Source organism: Pseudoalteromonas sp. Of7M-16, from assembly GCF_022347805.1.
GTDB classification, from domain to species: domain Bacteria; phylum Pseudomonadota; class Gammaproteobacteria; order Enterobacterales; family Alteromonadaceae; genus Pseudoalteromonas; species Pseudoalteromonas luteoviolacea_F.
On sequence record NZ_JAKRFY010000007.1, the window covers coordinates 118,418 to 145,179 of the forward strand.

General features: G+C 41.3%; 18 protein-coding genes. 7 read left to right on the forward strand and 11 right to left on the reverse strand.

Translation table 11 applies throughout. The features are described from left to right. The 5 genes from MHN81_RS09220 to MHN81_RS09240 form a co-directional block, all read right to left on the reverse strand. Positions 1–1,137: a hypothetical protein gene (locus tag MHN81_RS09220; RefSeq protein ID WP_023402074.1), complete on the reverse strand. Its 1,137-nt coding sequence runs from the start codon at positions 1,135–1,137 to the stop codon at positions 1–3. Next, on the reverse strand, positions 1,137–2,426 hold the full coding sequence (locus MHN81_RS09225) for an NAD(P)/FAD-dependent oxidoreductase (RefSeq protein ID WP_023402075.1): 1,290 nt from the start codon (positions 2,424–2,426) through the stop codon (positions 1,137–1,139). Before MHN81_RS09225 ends, MHN81_RS09220 begins: the two co-directional genes overlap by 1 nt. Before the next feature lie 2 nt (positions 2,427–2,428). Next, entirely contained in the window at positions 2,429–5,464 is a 3,036-nt protein-coding gene (vioB, locus tag MHN81_RS09230; protein ID WP_239425591.1) for an iminophenyl-pyruvate dimer synthase VioB, read from the reverse strand. A gap of 54 nt (positions 5,465–5,518) precedes the next feature. Further along, positions 5,519–6,817 (reverse strand): FAD-dependent oxidoreductase, encoded by a 1,299-nt coding sequence (locus MHN81_RS09235; RefSeq protein ID WP_023402077.1) that lies wholly within the window; start codon positions 6,815–6,817, stop codon positions 5,519–5,521. 736 nt (positions 6,818–7,553) lie between these two features. After that, positions 7,554–8,936 carry an MATE family efflux transporter gene (locus MHN81_RS09240; protein WP_023402079.1) on the reverse strand — a complete coding sequence of 461 codons (1,383 nt, stop codon included), beginning with the start codon at positions 8,934–8,936 and terminating at the stop codon, positions 7,554–7,556. A 289-nt stretch (positions 8,937–9,225) separates the two neighbouring features. Here MHN81_RS09240 and MHN81_RS09245 point away from each other — a divergent pair, with 289 nt between their 5' ends. Continuing rightward, positions 9,226–9,621 (forward strand): MerC domain-containing protein, encoded by a 396-nt coding sequence (locus MHN81_RS09245; RefSeq protein WP_023402080.1) that lies wholly within the window; start codon positions 9,226–9,228, stop codon positions 9,619–9,621. A 261-nt stretch (positions 9,622–9,882) separates the two neighbouring features. Beyond that, on the forward strand, positions 9,883–13,299 hold the full coding sequence (locus MHN81_RS09250) for a PAS domain S-box protein (RefSeq protein ID WP_023402082.1): 3,417 nt from the start codon (positions 9,883–9,885) through the stop codon (positions 13,297–13,299). On the opposite strand, the gene MHN81_RS09255 is transcribed toward MHN81_RS09250, so the two are convergent. Both MHN81_RS09255 and MHN81_RS09260 read right to left on the reverse strand, forming a co-directional pair. Then, positions 13,291–14,460 (reverse strand): response regulator, encoded by a 1,170-nt coding sequence (locus tag MHN81_RS09255; RefSeq protein WP_023402083.1) that lies wholly within the window; start codon positions 14,458–14,460, stop codon positions 13,291–13,293. The genes MHN81_RS09250 and MHN81_RS09255 overlap by 9 nt on opposite strands. A 253-nt stretch (positions 14,461–14,713) precedes the next feature. Beyond that, positions 14,714–16,258: a basic secretory protein-like protein gene (locus tag MHN81_RS09260; RefSeq protein ID WP_239425592.1), complete on the reverse strand. Its 1,545-nt coding sequence runs from the start codon at positions 16,256–16,258 to the stop codon at positions 14,714–14,716. Positions 16,259–16,666: 408 nt separating this feature from the next. Between MHN81_RS09260 and MHN81_RS09265 the strand changes: the two genes are divergently transcribed. Beyond that, positions 16,667–17,101 carry a GNAT family N-acetyltransferase gene (locus MHN81_RS09265; RefSeq protein WP_239425593.1) on the forward strand — a complete coding sequence of 145 codons (435 nt, stop codon included), beginning with the start codon at positions 16,667–16,669 and terminating at the stop codon, positions 17,099–17,101. A gap of 16 nt (positions 17,102–17,117) precedes the next feature. Here MHN81_RS09265 and MHN81_RS09270 read toward each other — a convergent pair whose 3' ends face one another. Further along, the gene (locus MHN81_RS09270; protein ID WP_239425594.1) at positions 17,118–17,993 is read right to left on the reverse strand and encodes a carboxylate/amino acid/amine transporter; all 876 of its coding nucleotides are present in this window, start codon (positions 17,991–17,993) and stop codon (positions 17,118–17,120) included. A 425-nt stretch (positions 17,994–18,418) separates the two neighbouring features. On the opposite strand from MHN81_RS09270, the gene MHN81_RS09275 reads away from it, so the two are divergent. Then, entirely contained in the window at positions 18,419–18,982 is a 564-nt protein-coding gene (locus tag MHN81_RS09275; RefSeq protein ID WP_023402087.1) for a YSC84-related protein, read from the forward strand. Between the two features lie 151 nt (positions 18,983–19,133). Next, on the forward strand, positions 19,134–20,063 hold the full coding sequence (locus MHN81_RS09280) for a diguanylate cyclase (protein WP_239425595.1): 930 nt from the start codon (positions 19,134–19,136) through the stop codon (positions 20,061–20,063). 39 nt (positions 20,064–20,102) lie between these two features. Here MHN81_RS09280 and MHN81_RS09285 read toward each other — a convergent pair whose 3' ends face one another. Further along, a complete protein-coding gene (locus MHN81_RS09285) occupies positions 20,103–21,356 on the reverse strand; it encodes an aromatic amino acid transport family protein (protein ID WP_023402089.1) in 1,254 nt (417 codons plus the stop codon). A 1,028-nt stretch (positions 21,357–22,384) separates the two neighbouring features. Here MHN81_RS09285 and MHN81_RS09290 point away from each other — a divergent pair. Together MHN81_RS09290 and MHN81_RS09295 are read left to right on the forward strand one after the other, a co-directional pair. Beyond that, positions 22,385–22,798, forward strand: coding sequence for a hypothetical protein (locus MHN81_RS09290; RefSeq protein ID WP_023402090.1), 414 nt, complete (start codon positions 22,385–22,387; stop codon positions 22,796–22,798). Positions 22,799–23,308: 510 nt separating this feature from the next. Next, positions 23,309–24,040, forward strand: a complete 732-nt coding sequence (locus MHN81_RS09295; protein ID WP_023402091.1) for a hypothetical protein — start codon at positions 23,309–23,311, stop codon at positions 24,038–24,040. A 44-nt stretch (positions 24,041–24,084) separates the two neighbouring features. Here MHN81_RS09295 and MHN81_RS09300 read toward each other — a convergent pair whose 3' ends face one another. Together MHN81_RS09300 and MHN81_RS09305 are read right to left on the reverse strand one after the other, a co-directional pair. Further along, the gene (locus MHN81_RS09300; RefSeq protein ID WP_023402092.1) at positions 24,085–25,299 is read right to left on the reverse strand and encodes a Xaa-Pro peptidase family protein; all 1,215 of its coding nucleotides are present in this window, start codon (positions 25,297–25,299) and stop codon (positions 24,085–24,087) included. A 30-nt stretch (positions 25,300–25,329) separates the two neighbouring features. Further along, complete coding sequence (locus MHN81_RS09305; protein WP_239425596.1) at positions 25,330–26,568, reverse strand: FAD-dependent oxidoreductase; 1,239 nt, start codon at positions 26,566–26,568, stop codon at positions 25,330–25,332. Between the last annotated feature and the right edge of the window lie 194 nt (positions 26,569–26,762).

Consider the following 26,762-nt stretch of genomic DNA (forward strand, 5'->3'; position numbering starts at 1 on the left):
TTATTTGTCTCCGCGGGCAAGGGCTCTTTCAAGCGCTTGGCCTAAAGCTGCCGGTAATGGTGGGAGCTCGCCACGGCGCTCAGCAAAGCTCTGAGCGACTTCGCCCGTAGACAAATGCATTCTGTCCTCTACCGTTTCAAACCAAAGGCGGCTGATGGTTGCATGTTGATCAAATAGGCGCATGATTGGCATAACGTGCTGGTTAAAGTCAGCCAATGCAGCTTCAACATTGTCGGGGTTATCGAAAACGGCTTTAACCAAGATTTGTGCGCCAACCACAGCCATGGTCGTACCGTGACCGATTGAAAAGTGACCCGACTGCAATGCGTCACCGAGCAGAGCAACGTTACCGTCATATGCTTTCTCATGGCTAAGCGTCATAAAGTTACGCCATTTTAAGCCTTCTTGCGCCATAACCGGATTGCCGTCTAACTCACTTTCAAAGACAGAAGCGATGAATTTCTCTGCTTCTTGCGGCGACATTTCATCAAGCCCCGATTTTTGATAGGTTTCTTCACTGCACTCGACGACGAATGTGCTCATCGTGCTTGAATATTTATAAGAGTGTGCGACAAAAATGCCTTTTGAGTGCGACTTAAAGATCAAGTTCATGGCATCAAATGTTTTTGGTGTGCCGTACCACATGTAGCGGTTTTTACCAAATTCCACTTTGGGTTTGAGGGAATCACGGTAATAAGTCGTGGTGTGATTAATGCCGTTTGAAACCACGACTAAATCGTATTCGTTGCACAATAGCTCTGCATCTTCTACCGCAGGATGTTCGTAATCTATGGTGATACCTAAGCCGACACATAATTGTCTAAGTTCACGAACCATCGACTTTCGCTCGGCACCACACAAGGTGACTCCTGTACTTTTCAACGCACTTTGATTGTGGTGCGTTAGCTTAAAGTCTTCCAAATACTGAGCATCGAGTATTTCATGGTTTTCTAAATATGATAAAGGGTTAGCCGGGTGATGCGGCGCTCTCCCTGGCAGTACAACACCCCAGCCAACAACGTTGGCGTCAGGGTGGTTTTTCTCAATGATACGAATTTCCCACTCTGGCTTTAACTTTTTGGTTTCACTAGCAAACATCAGACCTGATGGACCGGCACCAACAACTAAAATCTTCATTAATTCATTCTCCCTATTTTGTACCAAACGTTTTGCTTTTCTTGCTTATCTCTTAATTCACTGTAACGCATTGATGTGAAGTAAAGTTTTTCTGCCATATCTGGCGGGTAATGATCTGGAAATTTCTGATTCATATAGCGTGCAAATCGAGCTCGCATAAAAAAGATAGGGTCTGAGCAACTAAGAACTTCATAGTTAGCACGGGCCATATCCTGCATGGCATCGGCTTCAATTTTGCGCTGAACGGTAAATTCTTCGAGGATCTTGGTAAAGTCATCGCCATATTGGTCAAACAAGGTGTCCAATACATAGGCGTCTTCGAGCGCCATATTCATCCCTTGACCTAAAAATGGTGCGGTCGCATGGGCTGAATCGCCAATCAGTAATGCGGTGTTTTTATAATGGAACGTAGATGAGCGCACGTTGATTAAGTCATTGCTAGGCTTGATCATGAATTGCTCAAACATATCTTGACGAATATCTTCAGGGACCATTGGGTAGTATTTGTCGAAGAATGCTCGCATTGCGGTGCTGTCGTCACTGTGCAAGCTCACTTGACCCGTATAAGGAAGGCAAACCGCAAAGCTGATACTGCCGTCGGGGATTGTCGCAGCACGCCCTGCAAATTGTCCTGCTGAGTCCATGCCAAAGAAGTACAGGAGATCTTTGCGCAATCCAACTTTAGATGCATCGGGTACAACCAGTGTTTTATAACCATGTTTGAAAAATGATTGGTGGAACTCAAAACGCCTACAATGGGACTGCATTGCTTCTCTGACACACGAACGCGCGCCATCTGCACCGATAAGTAAATCACCTTTATGAGTAACAAAAGTGTCATTGCTGTCTTTTGTCATCACTGAGCAGTTATCTAAATTGACTTCGATACAGCGTTGATCATAGTGATAGTTCACACCTGCAAGTTCCGCATATTTGTTTAACAAAACTTGAAACGCACTGCGACTGAGAGATAGTGGCTTGAGTTTATCAAGCGGGGGTAGTTCACGCGTTTTTGGCTCTCCTTTAACAAAAAACGACATGCCAGATACTTCTACACCGCATGCTTGAAGCTCTTCAAGCGGGATCCCTGCCGCAACCACAGCCTCTATGCCCCGCACAGTCATACTTACACCAATGGCGCGTGAGCTGACCTGATCAATGTAGTCTGCTTGGCTCAATAGAGGGTTTCCACGTTTCTCTATGATGTGTACATCGTATCCGCGTCTTGCTAAGTATATGGCTGTCAGGCCACCGGCTAGACCGCCGCCAATGACAATTATTTTCTTCATGATTAAGCTTCCCTTGAAAGTTTGCCAGTTGCGATTTCATGCATCTGATTTTGAAAAAACTCTAATAACTCAATTTGTGTTGTTGGAGGTTTTGCACAGACCATAGCTCTACCCATAGCTGCAAGCTTTTTACATTGCTCAGATATGGCCATACACCCTTGCTCTAGGTCTGGAAATACGTGTGTGTTAATAGCTTCAGGTACAGGTGGACCTGCGTTTCTACCTGGTACGCCTGAAGGTAATGTCATAAGTAGTACTGAAAGTGGCCTTAATATCCCGGTCATGAGATCGATAGCACCATTCATTAATCGTGAACGGCGCATACTGCCCAGCGGCTTGATAGCAAAGTGTTGCATCATCAGCTGGAACATTAATTCATGGCATCCTTTATAAAACTGCATAAGTTCTACTGCTGCGGGGTCCGTCACGAGGTTACACCCGCTTCGCGCTTCAAATACGGGGTTTTTCAGTACTGGATATGCTGGTTCAAATGGGATGTCACTGTTAGTTAAGGCTTTTGATATCGCTCGTAAACGACTAAAATGACTGACTTCAAATTGGGGGGACTCAGCAGCAACCCCTTCGCCTTGCTCAGTCACGAAGTTAATAGCGAATAAGGCTGTCTCCTTATCGTAAACTTCAAACTGATAGCCTGGATATTCTCGATTGATAATTTCATTGAGAAACAAATGATGCTCGCCGCCCAAATTGATCTTCTCTTCACCAAATAAGTCAGGTAGTTCATCGATTGCTTTTGTGATATCGGCATAAAAGTCTGCAATAGACTTCCCGACGGTTGGGAAAAACGCTGGCCACTCAAAGCGAACAAATTTGGCAACTATGTGCTCTGAAAATGGTTCGAATGAAAACTCAGTATCGAGACCAAAAGTGTCTTTTGCTTGCTCTCCCAAAACCGGCTTGCCTGGATAAAACGGCTCGCCCAATGCCATAAGGAGGTTGTTTACCACTAAATAGTGGATCATTTCTTCGTGTGCGATTTCAAGTAATGCACCGCGCCAGCCGCTATTGAGTCGTCTGTCTTTGCCACCATTTACAAGTTCTAGTTGTTGCTCGTTCCAGCGTCCAAGCGAGACTAAGTGCTCGCCAATAGCATAGTTAGGTAATGAGTAGGCGCTGTATATATATTGCAGCATAATTGAAAGCTCTAGGTCCACAGCGTCTTTTAGTGCGCTGATCAGCTGCTTTTTGTTTTTGATTTTGCCGCGGATCTTTGCCTCGGATTGCGCTGCTGGCAATATATTTGGCATAGCGGATTGTTCTACATTACACAGATACTTTAAAAACAGCTGTGAGTGGACTTCTGGCATCTCCCGAGTGCTCGGCATGTAATAGCTTTTGTCGCGGTTTTTTGGGTCACACATTTGCCACATTAGTCGGGCATAGGTTTCACATTTACACTTATCCGCCATACTGAATACCGCTTCAGTCATAAATGGATAAAAAAGTTCGTAATAGGCCATAACATGGGTATAGAGAAAGTCATAGTCAACCAGCTCTGTAGGCGTATCAGCCAATGCCCAATCATCTGCAAGCACACGGATTTGCACTGGACTATAAAACTCTCCTAAAAAGAGCTCTGCGCTACCTGCACCAAGGCTCTCAATGTCGAGTTTTCCTCGCCCATTGTCATCTGTTTCAACAAAAGGAGAGCAAGCCACTGTGTTAGGTGTTAACACGTGGGTGGCCAATTGACTGACAGATGCAGGCTCACCTCTGTAGTAGCTGCGTATGTCCAGTGACTGTGTACTTGGCTTATTTAGCTCCTTGTTTGGACTTTCCATAGAGAGGATGTGTTGCTCAGCTTGAATATACCAATCACTTTCGTACCAAGTGTGCCGCTCTGAGCATAGCTTTAAAGATTGCTGATGAAATTGTGCATCGATATCAGGCAAGGGAATATCAATGACACCAGCATTGAGGTGATTGTTTATGTAGTCTTGCGGTTGTATCACTGCTACCACCTGACCACTATTGGATTTCAAGTACAGATCACCCAAGTCAACCTTGTCACTTAGTGCAGGTGGCATGCCGTTTTGAACCGGAATAGCTTGTTCATAATTTTGATGAGGAAAACTAATCGCACTGTTTAGACTGAGCCAGTTATCTTTAACTGATAGCGCAATAGGCGCGTACTGCTCACTATTATCCGGCCTTAAAATTCGTCCTGTTGGAGAGGTTTTCATGTCATCGTCGTACCACAAACCAATGGAGCCGTGTAAGTCGCAAAAAACGGGTTTGTTAGGTGTCATAGGCGGAGACAGGTTACTTACACAGTACTGTACCACTAAGCCTTTCACCGTTGGGTCTTTTAGCTTATCTTTCAATACTGATAGAAATTCAGACTCAAGACCTAGCTGATTAAATATAAATTCTTCACTGTCTTTTTTTACAGTGAACTGAAACAGACGAGCTTCGCTCATTTCTTCATGGAGAAAGTGGTTAATCGGCTCTTCAATATAACCACGGTTAACCCATCGAACACCATGTGTGCAGTCAATGTCTGCTGATAAAATATGTGCAGTATTGGCTGACGATTTAGGGTCTGTGATAGTCAGTTGACCAGCATAAATGAGTGCCGAATCTCTTCGTGTCGGGTCGTTGTCGACCCAGCGTGCACGATTAAATGATGTTCTCAAATATTCGTTGTAATGCCCCCAAAGTGACAGTTTATTGCCGACTAACTTATCTTCGGTAATGTATTCACCAGGTTTTAGTTGAACCGATGTAATTAAGGTGTTTTCCCAGCTGAAGTGGTTATTACCACACATGTTGTAACCAGCAGCTAGGTTAAATTCACCTTCATCGTCAAGACGGCCGTGTGCATTAAATTTTGGCCCGAATGACTTTACGTAGTCATGAAAGGCCTGCGGTGGCTTTGCTACGTCGTAGGGTTTACCATCCTTGATCGCCGTGTTTGTCGATATATCTAAGGTATTGTTAATATTACGATTACCTGTTGGCACATTGACACGCGCAACCCCTTTAAAATGAACTCGGGGAAAATCGAGAATACTCATTTATTTAAAACTTCCTAGTTACTTTGTTTACAGTATGTCTTTATCAAATGACAGTTAAACGTGTACGAGCTCACTCTTTGTTACAGCCTTTGCTTGAGATTGCTTAATTCGTGTAAGCAATGTTTTTGCAGCACTCGTTCCTGCCATGATGCCGCCCTCCATCCAACCACAATGAGATGTATAAGCATCTGATGCTGAGATGATATGAGACCGTTTGTGTTCAAGTGTTTCAGGGTGATTTGGGCAAGATTCTTGGGAGAACTCAACACCATGGACCCAGTGTTTGTATGTGTGATTGTTGGGATCTGGGAGTTGGCTTACATGACACTTTAGCGCCTCTGCCATAAGTTCTTTTACCGTTTGTAAGTAATGTGCTTCACCTTTTAATGTGGCGTCACGCCAAAAGTTCGCATATTCACTATCGGTATAAAAAAATACATATCTATTGTCCTTAAAATACAGCTTGCGCATCGGGCTGTTGGCAATGACAACATGATCGGCTAAGTCGAGCTCTTGCCACCAAGGTGCATCGTAAAACAAGAAGCCTTTGAACAATGGAATTGAACCATAGGTATAGTTGCTCCAATCTTGTGGAAAACCACAATCTAGCTTTTTCATAGCAGTTGGAGGAAAAGTTAAAATCATTTCACCTTCGTCTATGATCACTGTTTGCTGATTGTCTTTTTTCAATATGAGTGAAGGGGACGCAGTATCAGCTTCTAGACTGATCAGCTCATGTCCAAAATGAAACTCAACACCGTGTGCTAGAGCCTGCTCATAGAGCTTCTCGGTCAGTGCAGAAAAGCCTTCCTTCAGGTTAAACCACTCATAGCCAGCATTGTCAGAAAACCCCTGAATCTCGGGGTGTTTTTCAATTATATCGTAAGCGATATGTGGCGTAATATTCGGCAGAGCTAAAGAGTCATAACCCAATGCGTTGATCATTTCTTTTGCTTGGATTCTGCCTACGTAAATAGTTAAAAACTCTTCAAATGAATCGTGGGGATGTTCATCACAAAGTGGTTTCAAATTTTTCAGAATGCTCTTTAAACTTTTATGCAATGCTTGCGGTCTTTTTAGTTGTGTAAAAGGGAATTTTTCATATGCCAAATCAAGCAACTTAACTTGCTCTTTGACATTATGATGAAGCCCTGAAGAAAAGCGTCCAGCACCTAAGTCAACATAGTGATCATTGACTTTTACGGCATGTGCGCGACCACCCACGCGATCCTTATGCTCATAAACCCGAATGGTTGTATTTTTACACTCTTTTGATTTTGCTAACGTTAGCGCGCAAAAAATACCTGAAATGCCCGCTCCGATGATTGAGATGGTGTTTTCTCTAACCGTCATGTTCCATGTTTCCTTGAGTTTTCCTAAAAACTTGTAGCTCTAAATGAAACTTCATTAATAATTAACATTATTTAAATATTAAAAATCATTGTTAAGCCGGTTTATTCACTGAAACACGAAAGTGTTAAATTCGTATTCCATAAAATCAATAGATTATGATTAATTAAACTCGCTATATCTGTTGTGGAGAATGATACCATTAACGTTTGCAATAATTAACAATGATCACGGAAATGTTATTAAAATAATGATATTTTCGGTCTGTAACAAAAATTAAATTGTTTTGTTTATTGCAATTTGTGCATTTACTTTATTGCGAAATTGGCTTTAGTTGGTTTTTTTGGGATAAAGTTGTGTTCAAGTTTCATGATTGGTACATGAATTTTTGTTTTCAATTTGGGGATAAATATGTATGAATTATGGAGAGTTGATTTCAGTGCATTACACATGGCGGTTAGTTTAGGGACAGGGGGTGTAAATAGCCCCATTGGACTATTTCATAATGATAAGATTCTTAAGGGTTTTTTTAGATAAATTGAGCGCGTTGCTCGCGATTTAATCAAAGTTTGTCAGTGTCGGCAAAAGGTCAAATTTTACAAGTGATTGCTTGAATTTTTTGTGTGAATTTGCTTTGTAATTGTACCGATTACCTAGAGTGCTAAAACAATAGGTAAATCGGTATTTGTTTATTTGCAATGTAAAAACTAAGATGAATTTTTTATAACTTGGTGCTGATCTAGTTATTTTTCATTAGCTTTTTAAGGGTGATGAGTGAGAAACTTAGTGCAAATAGACCGCCAACGATGTCTGCAATGGGGAAAGACCACCATAAAGCACTTGGATTGAACAGATCTGGTAGCACTGCCATTAAGGGTAAAAGTAGAATATAGGTACGGGCGGCGTCTAGCATTGTGGCGGGAATTGCTTTACCCATACCCTGAAACAGGCCGCTAGACATCATGCAAAAGCTTGATAGGGCAAACCCACAAAAAGAGATGAGCGCGATTTGAACACCCAGCTCAGTGACTTGCTGATCTTGAGTAAACATGGCAATCAGCCACTGGGCTTTAAAACACAATATAAAGGTTACAATAAGTCCCCAAGCGAAACTCATGGCACACGCGACTATATATGCTTTATAAACACGTTGATATTGACCCGCACCATAATTGAAGCCCGCTAAGGTTTGTAGTGCGACCATCATGCCGATAACAGGCAAGAATAAGAACATGTAACTGCGTACTAAAATTCCATGCGCTGTGATAAGCGGCTCGGAATTGTCCGCAAATACTGTCGATATCGAGTACACCGTTGCACCAAGGATGACAGAGAAGCCGCCGTGGGATAATAAAACAGGTAGCCCTAGGCTTAAAATTTTTGTATGTATTTGTAGCGGGCTAAATACCTGCTGCTTATGAAACTGGACTTTGCTTTCACCTTTTAGTTGCAGCTGTATTGCGATAGCCAGTGCAATACTAATAGCGCAAATCGTAGCCCAAGCTGCACCTGCCACTCCCCACTCAAATACAAAGATAAAGAGGGCATCAAGTACGATGTTTAAAATTGAGGCTGTGGTCAACACTTGCATCATTGCTTTTGGGTTACCCGAAGCACGAAACCCTTCAGTAATTTGATTACAAATAAAGCCCACCACCCAAAATAGTATGATAGGTGTGATATAGCTGGTGGCCTGCGCTTTTAGTGATTCAGGCACAGCGAGCAAATTAAAGATACTGTCTAGGTTAAAATAGGTTAGAACACACAATATAAATGCGGATCCAATTGCAAGTAAAAAAGAAGCTGAAAAGACTTGATTGGCGTCTTGCTGGCGATTTGCTCCTAAATACCGTGAAACCAAAGATGCCATGCCACTACCTAACATAGTACTAATCGCGATTAACAGCATTTGTATTGGAAATACAGCAGATACGGCTCCCATTGCGTGTGCGCCAATACCCTGAGATATAAAGAGGGCATCTACAAAGCTGTATAAGCCACTGATTAGCATTCCTAAAATAGTGGGTATTGCCAAAAAACAAAACTGTTTGAAAATGGGGGCGGTTAGCAATGGGGAATCCTGCTGCTGTGCGATTTCAATGTCTGCGGTAGTCGTACTCATAAATGATCCTTGTGAACTGTTAATTTCTCTCGCTATTTTACTGAAAAAATATTAATGGGGTTAATTATTTGTTTTTATATGTGGGTTTTTATGTCTTTTTGTTTTTCGGATAAGGGTTATCTAAGCGAACTAGTAAAAAGCCTTGATGATTTTGGCATGTATTTTTTGTGACTTTTTTACAACTTCTATAGGGGTTGGTGAACACTTATTCGGTTTCAATGGTGGATATGGAGCATTTTATTATCTAAATATTATGTTATATTATCTCTTTTGTTGTATGGAGAGATAAATGCTTGGTAACTATCAATTAGCTGGAGACCGAGTGTCTATAGGTCTGGCGGTGATGTGTTTGGCGCACTGTTTGGTTTTGCCTATTGCAATCACACTGTTGCCCTTTTTAGCTACGAGTTTTTTAAAAGAAGAGGCATTTCATCAAGTATTATTGATTGGTGTGTTGGTGACCAGTATTTTGGCCCTATACAGCGGCTGTAAAGCTCATAAAAAATGGCGTATTTTCACGACTGGTATTGTTGGCCTTTTAACGTTAAGCATTGCGGCGTTTTTTGGTCATGACTTAATTGGTGAGTACGGGGAAACTATCTTGACCATCATAGGAAGTGTGGTTGTTGCGTATAGTCATTTCGATAATATTAGAGCTTGTCGAAATACGGACTGCTGTGATTAATTTACTTCATTTATAGAGTGTAGGGGGTAACGGCCCCTTATGCAGACACTTTTTCATCAAACTCACTTCATCGATAACTACCCCTTCACGAGTAGGTGATTTAATCACCATGTACTATGCTCAATGCATTGATGCTTTGTCGCAGGAATATATGTGGTTAGAATTGTCCTCCATATTCAACACGTTGTAGTTGCAAGTAAGGTTACTGTGCTACCGGCTACCTTAGTCCCGCTCTGTCGTCAATTTGTTTGAGTTTGGGTTATGCAACGGCTTAGTAATTTTGCTCGAATTCCCATTGCCCTTAAAATTTTTGTTGTTGTGGTGTTTGGGTTACTTGCACAAGTAGCGACCTTGCATATATTTACCCTCAAGCAGACGACCGATAGCCATTTAGAGACACGATTAGACGAAGTGAATAGCCTGTTTGTACAAGCTAAAACGGCCATTGAGTTTATGGTTTCTGAAAACAGACTGGATGTGGTTGAAGAGTATCTAAGCTTAATGAAAACCCATTCAGAGGTCGCATTAGCCGTAGTGCTTAATTCCCAAGGTCAGGTTGAAATTAGTACAAATCAAAAGTACCGTGGCGTTACCTCTCAAGTATTAACAGCGGCTTTTGACCTGCCACCCGAGCTAGCACTTCAGATTCCCAAAGCCCTATCAAACGAGCAAGATTACTCATATTTTGATACGACAACCAACATGCTCGTGATGGTTGGTACGATTTCAATTGGACAAAACTTCGAACAGAATAAACAGCTTGTAATTTTGGCTGACTACTCGCTTGTGGCAAGGTACATTCAAAATTCAACCATGCACGCGTTTACACCGCTATTTGTGATCATGTTGGTGACCGCGCTTTTAGTTGCATTGATATTTCATGTATCGATTCGAAATCGACTGCAGAAGATTTTTCGGCACTTCGATACTTATAATTCAAATAATAGTACTACTTTAATAGAGATAGGCGGAAAGGATGAGATCAGTGAGCTTGCTCGCAGAAGCAACAGGCTATTTCAAGACTTAGCGGCTAGTCACGCGGCAACCCGAGAACAAAAAGATTATTTTCAAGCCTTGTTTGAAGGGATCACCGATGCAGTGGTTATCGTTAACGAACAGGGCCATATTTTAGATCTTAATCATGTCGCTCAGTCTTATCTTACTTCCCAACCGCAGTCATTCTCGAAATTCAGCCGATTCTTCAAGCTGTCTCATTCGTGCGATACCGATCAGCTATTAAGTCTGTCTATTGAGGCTGAGCGAAATAGCGGGAAAAGCGTAAAAAGTTTTTGGCTATATAGAGATACATGGCATTCAATAAACTTGTCCGTTACTAAACTGAATTTAAAAAAGCAGGCACAAGGTTTCTACTTGGTTGCATTTGTTGACCAACAAAAAGAATTTGAATTGAACTTACAACTACAGTTAAGTGAGCGTAAATTTTACTCCATCATCGAAAACATACCCGAAAGTGTATTTTTGTTACAAGAAAATACTGAAGTGGCCTATCTAAACAGCCAACTAAAACAGTTTTTATCTGTCACTACGCCTATTAAAAACGCCCAAGAGTTACTTCAAGCTTGCCCAAAAAATATTGCTGACTTTATAGATAACCGCATGAACTCGGTAATGACCGGAGACAGCTATATAAGAGAAGAGGTACATTATAAGCATCGCGGAGAGACCTTTTATAGTGCAATCACGCTTTTCCCCATCGTTAAAAGAGCAGATCGCAAATATGCGATGGCTGGTGTTATTTCCGACATAACAGTTCAAAAAAGAACTGACTATACGCTGCAGCAAACACAAAAAAGGCTCGCTGGATTGGTTCGTCACGCACCGCTTGCCATTATTGAATGGGATAAATCTCTGACCATCGTATTTTGTAATCAGGCAGCTTCAGACCTATTTGGTGTTAGCCAAGCCGCGCTAATTGGCAGTAACCTGACAGAAGTTGTCACCTCAGAATTTAATGTTGAACTTGAGCGCTACCTCTTCAGTACCATGTCAGATGAATATTCAGCTAAGCAGTTAATTGCCATTTCAGATGCCAAAGGTCAGCAACGAGTGACCGAATGGCAGAGCTTTACGGTGTTTGATACACAGAGCGAACCACCGCGTTATGCGTCCTTGATCTCTGACATTACGATGTTGCACGACGTCATTGAGTCGCTCGAATTAAAAGAAGCTGAAAAGGATGAAGTGCTGCAATCTATGGTCGACCCAGTGATCACGATAAATGATAAAGGGCAAATACTCACTTTCAATAAGGCTGCTGAAGTGGCTTTTCAATATCAGGCACCAAGTGTGATTGGTAAAAACGTCAAGATGCTCATGCCAGATGAGTTTGCACAGCATCACGATCAATTCATTTCAAATTATATGACAACTGGACAAAGGCAAGTGATTGGTATTGGTCGACAAGTAGTGGGAAAGCGAGCGGATAACAGCGTTTTTCCAATGCACCTATCAATCAGTGAATTACCTCTTATGCCCAATGGTGTGCGCCGCTTTATTGGCAACTGTGTTGATTTGACCAATATAAAAGAAAAGGAAGAGCAGTTGAGGCGCTCAATGAAAATGGATGCGTTAGGAAAGTTAACTGGGGGGATCGCACATGATTTCAATAACTTGATTGGTATCATGTTAGGTTATAGCGATATTATCATGATGCAAGAAGGGTTAGGTGATGACTCGCGCAGTTACATTCAAGCCATTGTTAAAGCTGGCGAACGAGCTACTAATTTAACTCAAAAGCTATTAAGTTTTTCGAAAAAAGAAAGTGAATTGAGTGAAATATTTTGCTTAAACAAAGCGTTGCAAGAGAGCCAACAACTTTTAGAAAAGTCGCTCAAAGCCGATGTTAAGTTGATATTTGAGTTAGCTGAAGAGCTACCCAGCGTGAATCTAGATAAACATGATTTCGACGACATGATACTAAACTTAGTGATAAACAGTGTACATGCCATCAATGAAGCAGGTACGGTCATCATTAAAACTTCAGCTCAAAGGTATCAAAATGATCTTGTTGGCGCGTCGCCAAGCTTACATGTGAGGTGTGATGTGTCTGATTCAGGAACGGGGATCCCGGAGGAGTTTTTAGACAGTATTTTTGACCCTTTCTTTTCTACCAAAGGAGAGAAAGGGACAGGCCTTGGCCTTAGTCAAGTGTATGCATTTATACAGCGTAGTAAGGGGCAAGTAGAGGTTAAAACGAATGGCAAAGGCACTGTGTTTTCAATTTACTTTCCTGCAATTAAGTCGCAAGCTCAGCAAAATTCAGTGGTTGAGGTTGTGCCTAATCAGCCACACCACGCCTCGCAAAAAATCCTTGTCGTAGACGATGAGCTGCCTTTGGCTGATGTGGTGGCAAAACTATTACGCCAAGTTGGTCATCACGTGGATATCTATGAAAGTGCGTTAGATGCATTAAATGCGCTGCACAATACGCAGTACGACTTGGTTATTTCAGATGTCTTAATGCCGGACTTAAATGGATTTAGCTTGGCCAAAAGGGCGCGTGAGGTACGACCTGATATCAAAGTGCAAATGATCAGTGGTTATGTCGACATCGAAAAAGTCACGGATTTTGATGCGCAGCTCTATGAAAGTTTGATCCGTAAACCTTTTCGTCCTCAGGAGCTACTCAATCGAGTATCTCAATTGTGCCTAAAATAACTCAGGTTTGGTGGTATTTATATCCATATTTGTGTCCGCTTCGGGCACTGACTTTTTCTCCATGGCGAAGTATTTATCTGTTTGCTCAATGATATCTGTTAAATTCGACTTAAGGAGATCCATTTTTGGCTCAATTGCACTGAGTTTTTTGGCCTCTTTGGCGATTAGGTTGGCAATAAAGAGTTCCTGTTCTTCGGTTAAATCAAGAATATGGAAACTGGAAGAGATTTGCTGATTTAAGTCATTGGTTACATCGAGGATCAGGCTTTTATATTCCTCGGAAATTGTATGAAGTTCACTGATCCCATTGGTAATATCTAATACAATTTGTTCAACTGCGTGTTGTCGACCGAGATCAATTAACTTGGCTTCGACTCCTTCAATAATGGCAACTGAAATATCCTGTATAGCGCCATTTTCCTCTGGTGACTCAGGCATATTTTTTATTAAAAATGAAATGTGCTTTTCGTTGACAATCAGACGCCTACCAAAATTGTGTAAGCGTCCTTTTGTGCATAATAGCTCAAATATATTTTGCTCAATTGGACTTATTTGAGTGCCTCCTGGGCCATAAAAATGCATTTGCTCTTGCTTGATCATAATACTGGTTAGCATGCCCAGCTGTTTCATCGTAGAGAAGAATTGGTTGATCACTTGCTGTTGATCACTGCATTGATTTAAGAGTTTAAAAAATTGCATAACCAAGCTGTAGTGCGACGCTTGCTGCATTGAGGAGAGCGCGAGCGTTATTGACTCTTGTTCACTGGCCTTAAGCAGTGTCTGCGAGTTTATAAATTCACAGACTCGTTGTACCTTAGTGACTAATTCTTTCATTTGAAATGGCTTAGCGATAAAGTCATCGGCTCCTACATCAAAAGCTCGTAGCCGCATATCGAGATTGTTATAACCAGAAACAAGAAAAACAGCGCAGTTTGCAGGCGCTATCTCAGTTTTTATTTTTTCACATGCTGCCAAGCCATCAATACCCGGCATACTAATATCCATCAGGACGACTTGAGGATCAAAGTGCTCTAAAATTGCGAAGGCATCGCTTGCTGATTCAGCCTGCTCACAAACAAAAAAAGGCTTTAGTGCTGCGGTGATCATATCTCTTACTGCTTCTTCATCATCAACAATAAGAACCTTGGCAATGTCTGTCATAGCACACATACTCCTGCACTGAACTATAAAATATTCATAATCTTTTTGACTCTCATCAGCATAGTGTACAACAGTGACATATGCTAAGTATTTAGTATGGAATATAGAGTAAATTATTTAAACTAAGTCAAAATTCTGAATGCATTTTGCAAAGTGATCTAGGTATTAGGCCTGGGCCGTTTTAAAAGCCAATCAGCTGCCGTTAATTCGGTGAGAGTGTGCGAGAGGTATTTCACTCTCGCTTTTATTGGGGTTAGTAAGGTAATTGACCACCATTATTTATAAAGGTGACATATTCTTGCCATAGCTCATCAACACCACGACCTAATACATGCTGGAAGGCTGCGTCAAATGACCAGGTATAATTGCCTAGATCTTTCGCTGCTTTGTTAAACTTATAAAGAAAGTCTGGGTCATGGGTTACTCTGACATAGTGTAAGAAAAATCCTGTTGTGGTGTATCCACCGAGCCATTTTTTTGGATCATTGACGTTAGGCGTGCGGGTTTTATGTAAACCTTCTCCTATTCTCACTGCATCAGCAAGCCCTTCTGTGTATGCCCAATAGGCTTTGCCATCTCCGTAGTTGTCGTGAGTAAGTGGAGAGTTATTGTAACCATGGGTAACTTCATGAGATAAGATACCGTCTATTTCATCGCGGATCGCTGAATCTGAATTTCCATTATCGCGGTAAATTTTTTCTAAGTGACTGGTGCTAACAACAATGGTCATTTCACCAGAACCGTCTTCTCCCATTTTGTAGGCAACAAATTCATTGCCCCAATGATCTTTGGCTCTCAATTCAAATTGTAGATTCCGGAATCTGTTTGATTCAATTGCATCACGATAGAGGATTTTTGCGACGTCGACACAGCGGTTCGCCATATGTCCTGCTGGATCTGAGATAATACGTTTGAATAATATTGAGCCTTGTGTGTGCGGGTCCACATCAACGAAGTTCACTTGTGGTTTTTTCCATTCACCGTTTGGCGGGGTAGTCACTTCTTCTTGTATGTTAATGGTATAACTTGTATTTGAATAGCCATATACTGAGACATACACATCATTACCTTGTAGTGAGCAAGACTCATCAGCGTTGGGACTAGTACTAGCGCAATCGAAAGTTTGAGTTGTTGGCTGAGCTGCTCGTCGCATGTATAGGTCTGCATCGCCTGTACCCGAGGTCGTTGCGACAACCTTGTTCGCTACATTAAACGGCCCAAAGTGCTGCCATTGTCCGGCATTCAATGTGTTGCTTTGTGAAATAGGCAGAGTATTAGGTGGCGTTACGATATCTGAAGCGAACATTTCGATTTCTGCGATTTGTAGAATGTTGGCGCCATTTGTTGAGAATACGTTGAGCCTTACAAATGAGTAGGTTTGCGGATTTGCTACTGTAAATTGTTTAGTTTGATGTCGGCTGCTGAATGATTGGTTGTTTCTGGTATCAAGGGTAAACCAATTTACACCATCATTGGAGCCTTGGAGTTGCCAATCTTGAGGATCTCGGCTTGGTACGTCATTTGCTGAGGTAAGAGTATAGGAAGTCACTCTTTGTGGTTGAGAAAACTGGTAATTTATCCAACCCGATGACGAGAAAGTAAGCCATTTACTGTATTTATTATTATCAAACGCCTTTGTCCTGCCCTCAAAACTGCCATTTTCTCCCGATGCGGTGATCGCATTTGGATTATCAGATGTGAGATCTGTTTGGGCGATGACTGACGCAGAAAAAAGAGCGCTTAGTAGGCAGGCTAAGCTAGTTTTCTTAAGTGACACGTGTGTAATTTGAGTTTTCATATGTTCAACCTTGTATCGTTCCAAAAAGTGATTGTGATTTGTTCCGCTGTATTCATTGGCTTCTTGATTGTTGTTATTCTTTCACAGGCATTATTATTGCCAATTGAGTTGGAACGTTTTAAATAATTGGTTGTATTTTGAACTTTGTCAAAGGTTTTTTTACAGTTTTGCAACTAACTAGGTGTTTTAATATCCTGTTTGAACGAGTTTTGAGAATATTTTTACAGCTGTTTTTTACAGGGAGTGGTTAAATATTCCTCTGCTATAACCATTAAAAAATCGGTTTTTCAATAATTTAATTTGAGAAAAGTTGAAAGCTCAGTCGATAAGTAAGAAAATTGACCAAAGAAATAACGAATAGCCAGACGGCATGTCAAAAAATGTAAAAAGGCGATGTTGGAGCGATAAATGAAGTGGCATATTGAACAGGGCTGTGTTGAAGAACTTTTAAAAATAGAAAATCAAATCCCTGAATTTGCAACACCTAAAAGCAGAGAGATTTTAGACGTTCGATTGCGAGGGAAAAAAGTTTTACTGTTGATAGCGAAAGTAGATGGCTTGCCTGTAGCTTACAAGTTAGGGTATGCAGTCGATGCGCGACGCTTTTATAGTTGGTTAGGTGCCGTGATACCCCAATGCCGTGGTGCAGGCATTGCACAAGCTTTATTAACTGAACAGGAGAGCTGGTGTAAAGCGAATGGGTTTCATAGCATTGCAGTTAAATCTATGAATCGTTTTAAGTCTATGTTGATGATGCTTTTAAAAAATAACTATCACATTGTTGCCTGCCACCCTCTGGAGGATGGCACAGACAGTAAAATTCACTTTCTAAAAACGCTATAGGTTGAGCGCGGCTTGGCTAGTGCGAAGCCGTTTCTTTGTTGGCAGCATTTTTTTCAAACATAAAGTTTAGGAGCAGCGCAACACAAATAATGCCACTGCCTATGAGCAGTGAGGTTAACTCTGTATTTTTATTCCATATTACTATGTTGACTATCACTCCAGCTGGGATAAGTACATTGTTCATAACTGCCAATGTACCGACGGAGACAAGTGTCGCGCCTTTGTTCCATAAAAAATAACCTAGGCCCGAGGCGACCAGTCCCAAGTAAATTAATATCCCCCACTGCAGTTGAGTCGTAGGAAGTTTATTTTCATTTCCTAAAATAATGTAGCTGAGCCCTGTGATTATGAGTGCACCAAAAAAGAAAAAACCAAAGCAGGTATGTTGTGCTGGTAGCTGTTCTGTGGCAAGTAAACGCTTGTACAACACTTGGCCAAGAGCAAAGCAGATATTGGCACCTTGCACTAGCATCAACCCAAACCAAAAGTCCTCATTGAGTTCGGCATAACGAATGGTGATTGCCCCACTTGTCGCTATCAGCGCTACAAAGAGATGATGAAGCCGCATTCTTCTCTCTAGAAGATCACTGATCACGGTGATGTATACAGGCGTCATTACAGTAAAAAGCAGCACTTCTGGTACGCTGAGGTAGAGGAAAGAATGGTAGTAAAATCCATACATTAGACCAATTTGGATTGCACCAATCGCCATTAATTTAACAGCAATTTGTGGCTTTACATCGGTAAGCTTGGTAAACGGCAAAAAAACCAATAACGCGATGGCAACACGGCTAAATGCCGCAAACCAAGAGTCTACTTGTCCGGCCAAATATACACCAATTAAACTGAATGAAAATGCCCAGAGTACGGTTACAAATGAAAGATAATGCATAGTGTCTATATATAGTTTTTGTGTATGGTAAAAGGTCACAATCAATAAATCGAGTAAATGACCATGAAAGCGTAAAATAACCTCAAACGATTGCGAAATGGGAGTGTTGGGCGGAAGAATGTTCGAAAAAACCGAACTAATTGACCATTATAATATGATTTTAATTTACTACCTAGCCGCTACAATGAAGTTGTTTTCACATTTATCCCTTTCATGATTACCCATGATGTGTTAAAGGCCACCATTTTATGGTGGCCTTTTTATTTTTACTCTTTGCAAACTACTTTTCCAAGCTCACTCTACACTTTTATTCAAGTGTGTATTGCGTTGTTCATCTTAGGCTAAACTTCATGCTTGCATCTTATGCTACTGGTGCACTGTAGCATAAAGCTTGGGCAATATTGGTAGTAATTGAGGAGTAAAAAATGACGTATTTTTTTAAAGCCAGTGTTTTACTGATGATGTTAGCAATCGGTGGTTGTGCATCGATGGGGTCGGGAGATAACGTGCAAAAACGTGCACAAATAATAAAGATGAAAAACGAAACATTGGCGCAATTGTATCAAGAGAAACCAGATACCCGAGCTCAGCTGCGATCAGCAGTTGGCTATGCTGTGTTTTCAAATGCCAACATTAACTTACTATTGGTTTCAGCGGGCACAGGTTATGGCGTGGTGCAAAACAATCAAACTGGTCAATTTACTTATATGAATATGGCTGAAGGTGGAGTTGGGCTGGGCCTAGGCGTCAAAGATTATCGTCTTATCGTCGTTTTTCATACTGCCGCAGCACTCGATACTTTTGTGAGTAATGGTTGGACCTTTGGCGGGAATGCCGATGCGGCAGCAAAAGCCTCTGAAAAGGGCGCTGCAATTCAAGGCGAAGTTTATTACGGTGACATGTCGGTTTACACCTTAACGCAAAGTGGTTTGGCGCTACAGGCTACTGTAAAAGGAACCAAGTTTTGGCCTGATAAGTCATTGAATTAGAGTCTCTTCTTGATAGTTTAAAGTGATTTTATATGAGAGTACTATGCTGCTATAAACGTATTTTTTATATGATTTCACTTTTTGATCTTGTGGGGGACAAAAGTATTCGCTATAAACAACATAGGCATGTTTAATTATTGTAGAGGGTAGCGTGTTTAAGGAAATTGACGACCTCAGTGATAGCTTAGTTTTGATTGTAGAAGACTCTGCGCTGACGCAAAAAGTACTGAGTGCTTGTTTAGAGGGGCTGTGTAAAGTTGACGCAGTCGACTGCGCCGAAGATGCAATCGACTACTGCTTAAAATCCGCGCCTGATTTGATTTTGATGGACTGGATTTTAGGTGGTATGACTGGCTTGGAAGCGTGTAAAAAAATTCAAGCAATGGATGAGCTTAATGAAATTCCAATTATTTTTGTGACTTCAAATACCAATGAAAACCAGCAAGAACTGTGCTGGGATGCCGGGGCTGTCGATTTTTTAGGAAAGCCTATTGTTGCTAGAACTTTAGTAAACAGAGTCCGGACACACTTAAAATACAAGCGTCAAACAGACATATTAAAGCAGTATTCATTTTTTGATGGTTTAACAGAGGTATTTAATCGCCGTTACTTTGATATGGAATGCAAGCGTTTGTTCAGGCAAAACTTGCGGCAACAGCAGTGTTTGTCAGTCATCATGTTGGATATCGACTATTTTAAATTGTTCAACGACAAATACGGGCATCTGCAAGGGGACGATGCGCTCAAAGATGTGGCAAAAATAGCGATGAAAATGGTTAACCGGCCGCTTGATAGTGTGTTTCGCTATGGTGGAGAAGAGTTTGCGGTGTTACTTCCCAATACCAGTGAAGAGGGAGCACTCAAGATTGCTCAGTCGATAGTAAAAGCGGTAAAGGGCTTAGAGATCCCGCATTGCAAGTCCCAGTTTGATGTAGTGACGGTGAGTGCGGGTGTCGCAGTGGGCCACTATGGCGCTTATGATAATATCGAAGATTTAATCCAAAAAGCAGACGAAGGTCTGTATTTGGCAAAGACTAATGGTCGAGATCAGGCGTATTTGATAGCCAAAGAACCTAAGTAGAAAGGTGCAATTATAGCGATTGCACCTTTTTGCAAAGAGCTACATATTAAACAGCAATGCAGATACGGCAAGTAATCCAACAATCAGTACAAAGTAAGTACTTAAGTTCCCTTTATATTTTTGTAGTGCCGGCACTTTATAAATGGCGATTGTCGGCATCACAAATAAGATTAATGCGATAATTGGACCGGATATAGCGCCCATCATATCTAGTATGCTCGGGTTAATTACGGCACAAATCCAAATAGAGATGAACATCAGCACCACGCCAATCTTATCTGCAGTTTTATAGCCAATAGAAGTTTGTTTGGTCAGTAGACCGTTAAAACTTTCCCTTGCCCCTAAAAAGTGACCTAAAAATGACGATGTGATCGCAATGAATGCCACAAGTGGTCCTAATGTTGCGATAAATGGATTGTTGTACACGTTTGCTAAGTAGGATAGAACCGATACATTGGCTTCTTTTGCTTCGGCCATTTGTTCAGGTGTGAGTGAAAATATACAAGAGAAGACGAATAGTAAAACAAATGCAATGAGCATAAGTGCTGTATGTCGTAAAATTCTTTCGGCTTTGACTGTCGCTTCAGATTTGTAGTGCTTACGCTGCGTATTTGCGAAACTAGAAATAGCCGCGGCGTGACTAAATGAAAATACCACGATGGGTACAGAGAGCCACAGTGTTTCTGTCAATGAGCCCATGTCTGGCGATGAAATGGCGGGCAATTGCCAGTTAGGGATCAGGTATAGCGATAAGAACAGCAAAACGCCAACAAGAGGGTAAACTAAAATAGCAAAAGCGCGTAGTAGGAGCTTTTCACCACCAAGCATAATGGCTATCATACCAGCAACGAGCACACCTGAGAGCAATATGCGTGGTAAGGATTCCATTCCCAGTTGATTCACCATAAAGCTGTCGACTGTATTGGTTAATCCAACACCGTAAATAAGTAAAATAGGGAAAATTGAAAAGAAATACAGCAAGGAAATAAGGCGACCGCTGGTTGCTCCAAAGTGTTCTTCAACTACGTCTGTAAAATCAGAGTCATTGTTTTTTGACGAAAGCACAAATCTGGCTAACCCTCTGTGGGCTAAATAAGTCATTGGGAAAGCAAGCACAGCCATGATCAGTAGTGGCCAAAATCCACCAATGCCAATATTTATTGGTAAAAACAAGATCCCAGCGCCTACGGCAGTACCAAATAGGCTTAATACCCAATTTGTGTCATGTTGGGTCCAGCGGCTATGGCCCATATCTGCCATAGAGCGGGGATCTCCCGTCTGTGAATTACTCATACTTGTTGTCCTAAGTTTTAATTTTAATCGCGCGGATGATATAGAAATTCAATGGATGATGCATGTTTATTCGGTTTGTTTGAGCGTTTTATAGACAGGGAAGGGCTTTTGCGGTTAATAACCATTCATATTCGAGCGTTCACAACGAGTAACCTATGGGTAAATTGAAGGCATGTTCATAGACCATATCAGTGTGATTTAGCAGTCGATTGACTAGGCATAACCGCGATACTAGCAAACCTTAGGATTGGTGAGATCTTAGCTGTACACCCTTTATCTAGGAGTGCAAACCAAGCTGCTGAATCCAAAAGATGCGGAAACTTTTGACAAGGTCAATGGATAAAGCAAATGGCTGTTCTCACTACTTTATGTATCTCGCGTTATATCTTCTAACAGCTTGAGCTTTGAATGAGCAGAAAAGCACATAGTCAATTAGCTACGATTTTTCAGGTATATATTTTATGTATATTTATTAATTAGATATGTTGCTTATGCGAATATTTATTAAAGATGATTTTCTTCATATTATTTTCAATTTATACAAGCTTGCTCTTAATAGTTATTTAACCAGGTGGTATAATTGTGACGTTATTTTTAAATTAATTTGAGCACGTTTAAGTGCTAGAACTTTGTTGAGAACGGTAGTTTCGGATGCTTTATTATTTGTTTGTTCTTTCCCTTGTGTGGTTTTGCCTCCTTCTTTTTAAGAAAACGTCATCTTTCTTAGATTGATATAGTGATGAGATTGACTGGCTAGCTTTCGAGCATGCTTTAGCTGGCTATGTACTGGTCTTGAACTGAATTATGTAACTGCGAGTTTGGTATCATTCTTTCGTGTTAAGGTTTTCATCAAGCGTTCTAACACTGCAAAAGCGCAATTTTTGCTTGTAAAGGTTGAGTCTAAACTTTACGAATTTGGTTAATTGTCAAAGTTTTTGTTGCAGGAATTACACTTTTAAACACTCCCTGACTGATTCACACAGCGGCTTGGCCTATGCTTTGTTCATCAAACATGATTGGGGAAAACAATGAAACAACTTTTGACAGTATCTTTGATTGCCGTTTTGGCGAGTGGGTGTGCACATCACAACAATGTAAGGCCAGCAGAAGATGGCAAGCACTACGCTAATTTAACTGCAGAAACTCGAGAGAAAGCGGGGAAAGAAGCGCTGGACCAAGCTAACCACTATTGTACAGAGAATGGTGCTTCACAAGCTTATGTTATCAATGAAACGATCACATATATGGGGTCAATGCCTGAGCAAGAGTATTTGAAAAATCGCAATCTCGCTGAAGCTGTTGAAGTAGCCGGTGCTGGTATGTCTATTTTTGGTGGGGGCCATGTTGATGATGTTGGTACTGCAATGTGGATCGGTGGCGGAATTGCTGAAGATTCAATGGGCGAACCTTACCAGATAAATCTCTCTTTTAGCTGTAAGTAAACCAGTCTCCTTTATTGGGAAATGATAATTTAAAAAAATTAATAAGTGGGCAAGGATTATTTTATGCATTTAAATGATTCTTGCTGGCTAATTTAATATAAAAATGATTGTTTTTATAATTTGGTTTTTATTTCATCGCTTTGGGTTTTTCTTAAGCTAATATTTAGTTTTAATACCTTTTCGTTTTTTAATTTCAATGAAATCTAATAAATAATTTAAATATTTTTTCTAATCGAATAAGCTCAATACGCTTATTAAATTGGTAAAAATTGCTGACAAATTGTGGTCTATCAAGCAGTAGACTTTCAAAAACAGCATAGTATCAAAGATGTGAACGAATTTACTCCGAGCGGTATCACAAACCCTCCCCCTGAATTAGCCAGTCGAGCTTGCAACTTGAGCTGGAAGCATTGACAGTTAATATGTTTTCTAAAAAATCTCACTGCGTTTAAACCTTTTTTTCATCCGCTGCGTCTTAAGTTAAAAATATCAAACAACAAGGACCATAAGATGAAAGCATTCATGATGGCCGCATTGGCGGCTTGTTCACTTAACGCGTCGGCTCACCAGTTTTACTCGTCTGACTTTGAGTTTGTAAAAAGTACTTCATTGTCTTTGCCTGTCGCAGAAATTGACCAGTTTAAAATAGAAGCTGGGGCAGGAGAGTTACGTGTAGTTGGTGCAGATACGGATAAAATAAGCGTAACAGCAAAAATCTATCAATCTCAAGAAAGTGATGACTACTGCTTGGATCTTACGCAGTCAAACGGTAAAGCGTTACTCAAGTCCAATGTCTGTCACCACGGAACTAATTACACTTTGATTCATCTATCGATAACAGCGCCTAAGTCACTTGTGACTCGGATCAAAGATGGTTCGGGTTCACTCGATGTGTCAGGTGTGAGTATTAAGTATATCGATGATGGCTCAGGTTCTATTCAAGTTTCTGACAACTTGGTAGCACTTGAAATTGAAGATGGGTCGGGCGGCATTGAAGTTTCAGGAGTGCAGGGTGAGCTTATTATTGATGATGGCTCTGGTAAGGTTTCTGTGGAGGATGTCAAAGGCGATGTTTCTATCGAGGATGGCTCGGGGAAAATTGTTGTTGAAAATGTGTCGGGTAAAGTGTCTGTCGATGATGGCTCAGGCAGTATTACGGTAAAAAATGCACAGTCATTTGAATTGATTGATGACGGCTCGGGTAAAGTTAATTTACAAGGGATCCGAGAGCAGCAAAACTAATTGTCATATTAGAAAGCTGCGAGTCACTACTCGCAGCTTTTTGCTTATTTTTCTAGCCCAAATGGGTCGTCGATACTATGGCTTGGCTCAGTAAACCATTTGGCTCCGGCCTCAGTCATGTAAAAGTGATCTTCCAAACGAATACCGAATTCATCAGGGACCACCAACATGGGTTCGTTTGAAAAACACATGCCCGGTGCCAACGCCTGTGGATTATCTTTGACGAGATAGGGAAGTTCATGAATATCTAACCCGATCCCATGGCCGGTTCGATGTGGGCAACCTGGCAGCTGATAGTCTGGCCCTAAGCTTTGCGCCGCGAGGTAGCTTCTTGCTGCATGATCTACATCACCGCATGTTGCGCCAATTTGCGCTGCATTAAATGCTTGCAACTGTGCTTGCTTTTCATGCTGCCACATTTCACGTTGGAACTCAGTGGCTTCTCCATACACATAAGTACGTGTGATATCGCTGAGATACCCATGTAACTTACATCCAGTATCGATAAGAACAACATCACCTTTTTTAAGTGTTTGTGGTTCTTTGACACCATGTGGGAACGAAGATGCCTTACCAAATAACACGATACAAAAATAGTTACCCGGCGCGCCGACCTTTTTATGTGCTTGTTCAATAAATGCTTCAACCTCAGTGGTGGTAATGCCTTCATGGAGCATTGAAGCTGCAGCTTGGTGCACAGCTAAGGTCATATCCATGGCTCGCTGGATTAAGGCCAGTTCATTCTCTGACTTATGCATACGACAATGGCTAGTAACTTTATGAGCATTGATCACATTCAATTGCGAATTAGCTTTTACTATCCCGTCAACAGTGAAAAAAGCTGTGCTTTCGTCGACTGCCAGAGTTGCAGATTGTTCAATCCCACACTCTGACAAAGCTTGGCCAAGCAGTTGATATGGACTCTCTTCTTCTTGCCAAGCATAAATTTTACCTTGAACAACTTGATAATCGCTGATAGTACCAAGTTCAAAATAGGGAGCGATAAAACAGACATCACCATTTGCAGGTAATAAAGCCCCAACCAGCCTTTCGCTGGCTGACCAGCTCAATCCGGTGAAATACTTTAAATTTGTACCAGCATTGAGATATAAAGCATCAATGTCGTGTTCACGCATATAAGTTTGAGCTTTGTGCATGCGTGCGCGATATTCGGCTTCGGTAATGGGGGTCGCCCCAGCGGTCATATCATTGAGGCTATCTAAGGCTGCCTGCTTAGTTTGAAAACCTATACCTATCATAAATATATCCTAGTTAGTTAAAATCCAGCATCACTGAAAGCGAGCAATGCTGTAGGGAGTAATATCAAATACAGTTGGCTGCTTTGCAACTACGTTTGCGATGAGTTCACTGGTGATAGCGGCCTGTGTTAATCCTAAGTGTTGATGACCCAGTGCAAAAATTACATTTGGGTGATTTGGGGCTGCCCCAATCACAGGTAGGGAGTCGGGTAATGATGGTCGAGGGCCCATCCAATGGGTGCCTTGCTCAACATCTGCAAAGGCTTTGAGCATTGCTTTTGCGTGGGTGAGTAGGCGCGCGGCGCGCGTGTAAAGAGGTGCAGTATCCAACCCGGCAAATTCAACAGTGCCAGCCAACCTTAATCCTGATTGCATCGGGGTCATGATAAACTGTCTATCTGCAGAAGCCACAGGTCGCGTTAACGCATGTGTGCTGAGCATATTGTGATAACCACGTTCCGCTTCAATTGGAAGCTTGTATCCCAATTGTGCACAAAGGTCTTTACTCCAAGCGCCAGTACAGATCACAATCTTGGCAAACTGGTTATGTTCGCTCTGCTGTGTTGTGAGATCAACTGAGTTGCTCTGGACGTTTATTTCAGTAATTGCTTGTTCTATAAATTCCCCGCCAAGATTTACGAACATATCGTAAATACAAAGAGATAACTGATGAGGGTCTGGCGTGTGCCCAACATCTTTAAACAGCAATGCATAATTGACCTGATCACTCAGCTGGGGCTCTAAAGTATGCACCGCTTGTCTATCAAGCAATTCGACATTTACACCGTTAGATGAATAAGTGTGATACACCTTTTCAACTTCCCTGAGGCTGAAATTTTCAAAAGTTAACAGGCTACCATTGAGTTTAATATGATCATTAAAGCTGTCGCCCAGTAATCGTTTGTATGAATCGAGGGCGGGGGTGTTAAGAGCCTTGAGTGCCGTGCTGTTTAGTCGGTATTTTTCTGTTGGCATATTGGCGCAAAACCTTGCAAACCAAGGCAATGCTTTAAGGATATAGCGCCAATCAATTCTCAATGGGCTCAAACTATCCATGAGCATTTTTGGCAATTTGCCAAGTAAGGCTTTATCCGCAAGTGGAAAAACTTGCTCGGTTGCAAAATGTCCAGCGTTTCCGATTGAGCATTTTGTGCCAATCCCATTGGGATCAAACAGAGTAACCTGATAACCGTGTCGCTGTAACTGAAGCGCGTTACACAACCCGACAATTCCTGCTCCGATCACTGCAATTTTTTTATTTTTGGTCATTATTTTACCCCCATTTTAAATTGCATCTATCGCTTAAAAGTAATGCTTATTGCTAACGTAAAAAAATAAATTTATATGTATCAATGTTTTAGATTTAATTTTCATGGTTTTTCTCTGACATTATGAAATTTCCTAAAATAGAATATTGATTATTGTATACAATATACCTATAGTAAAAAGCAAGAACGATAACA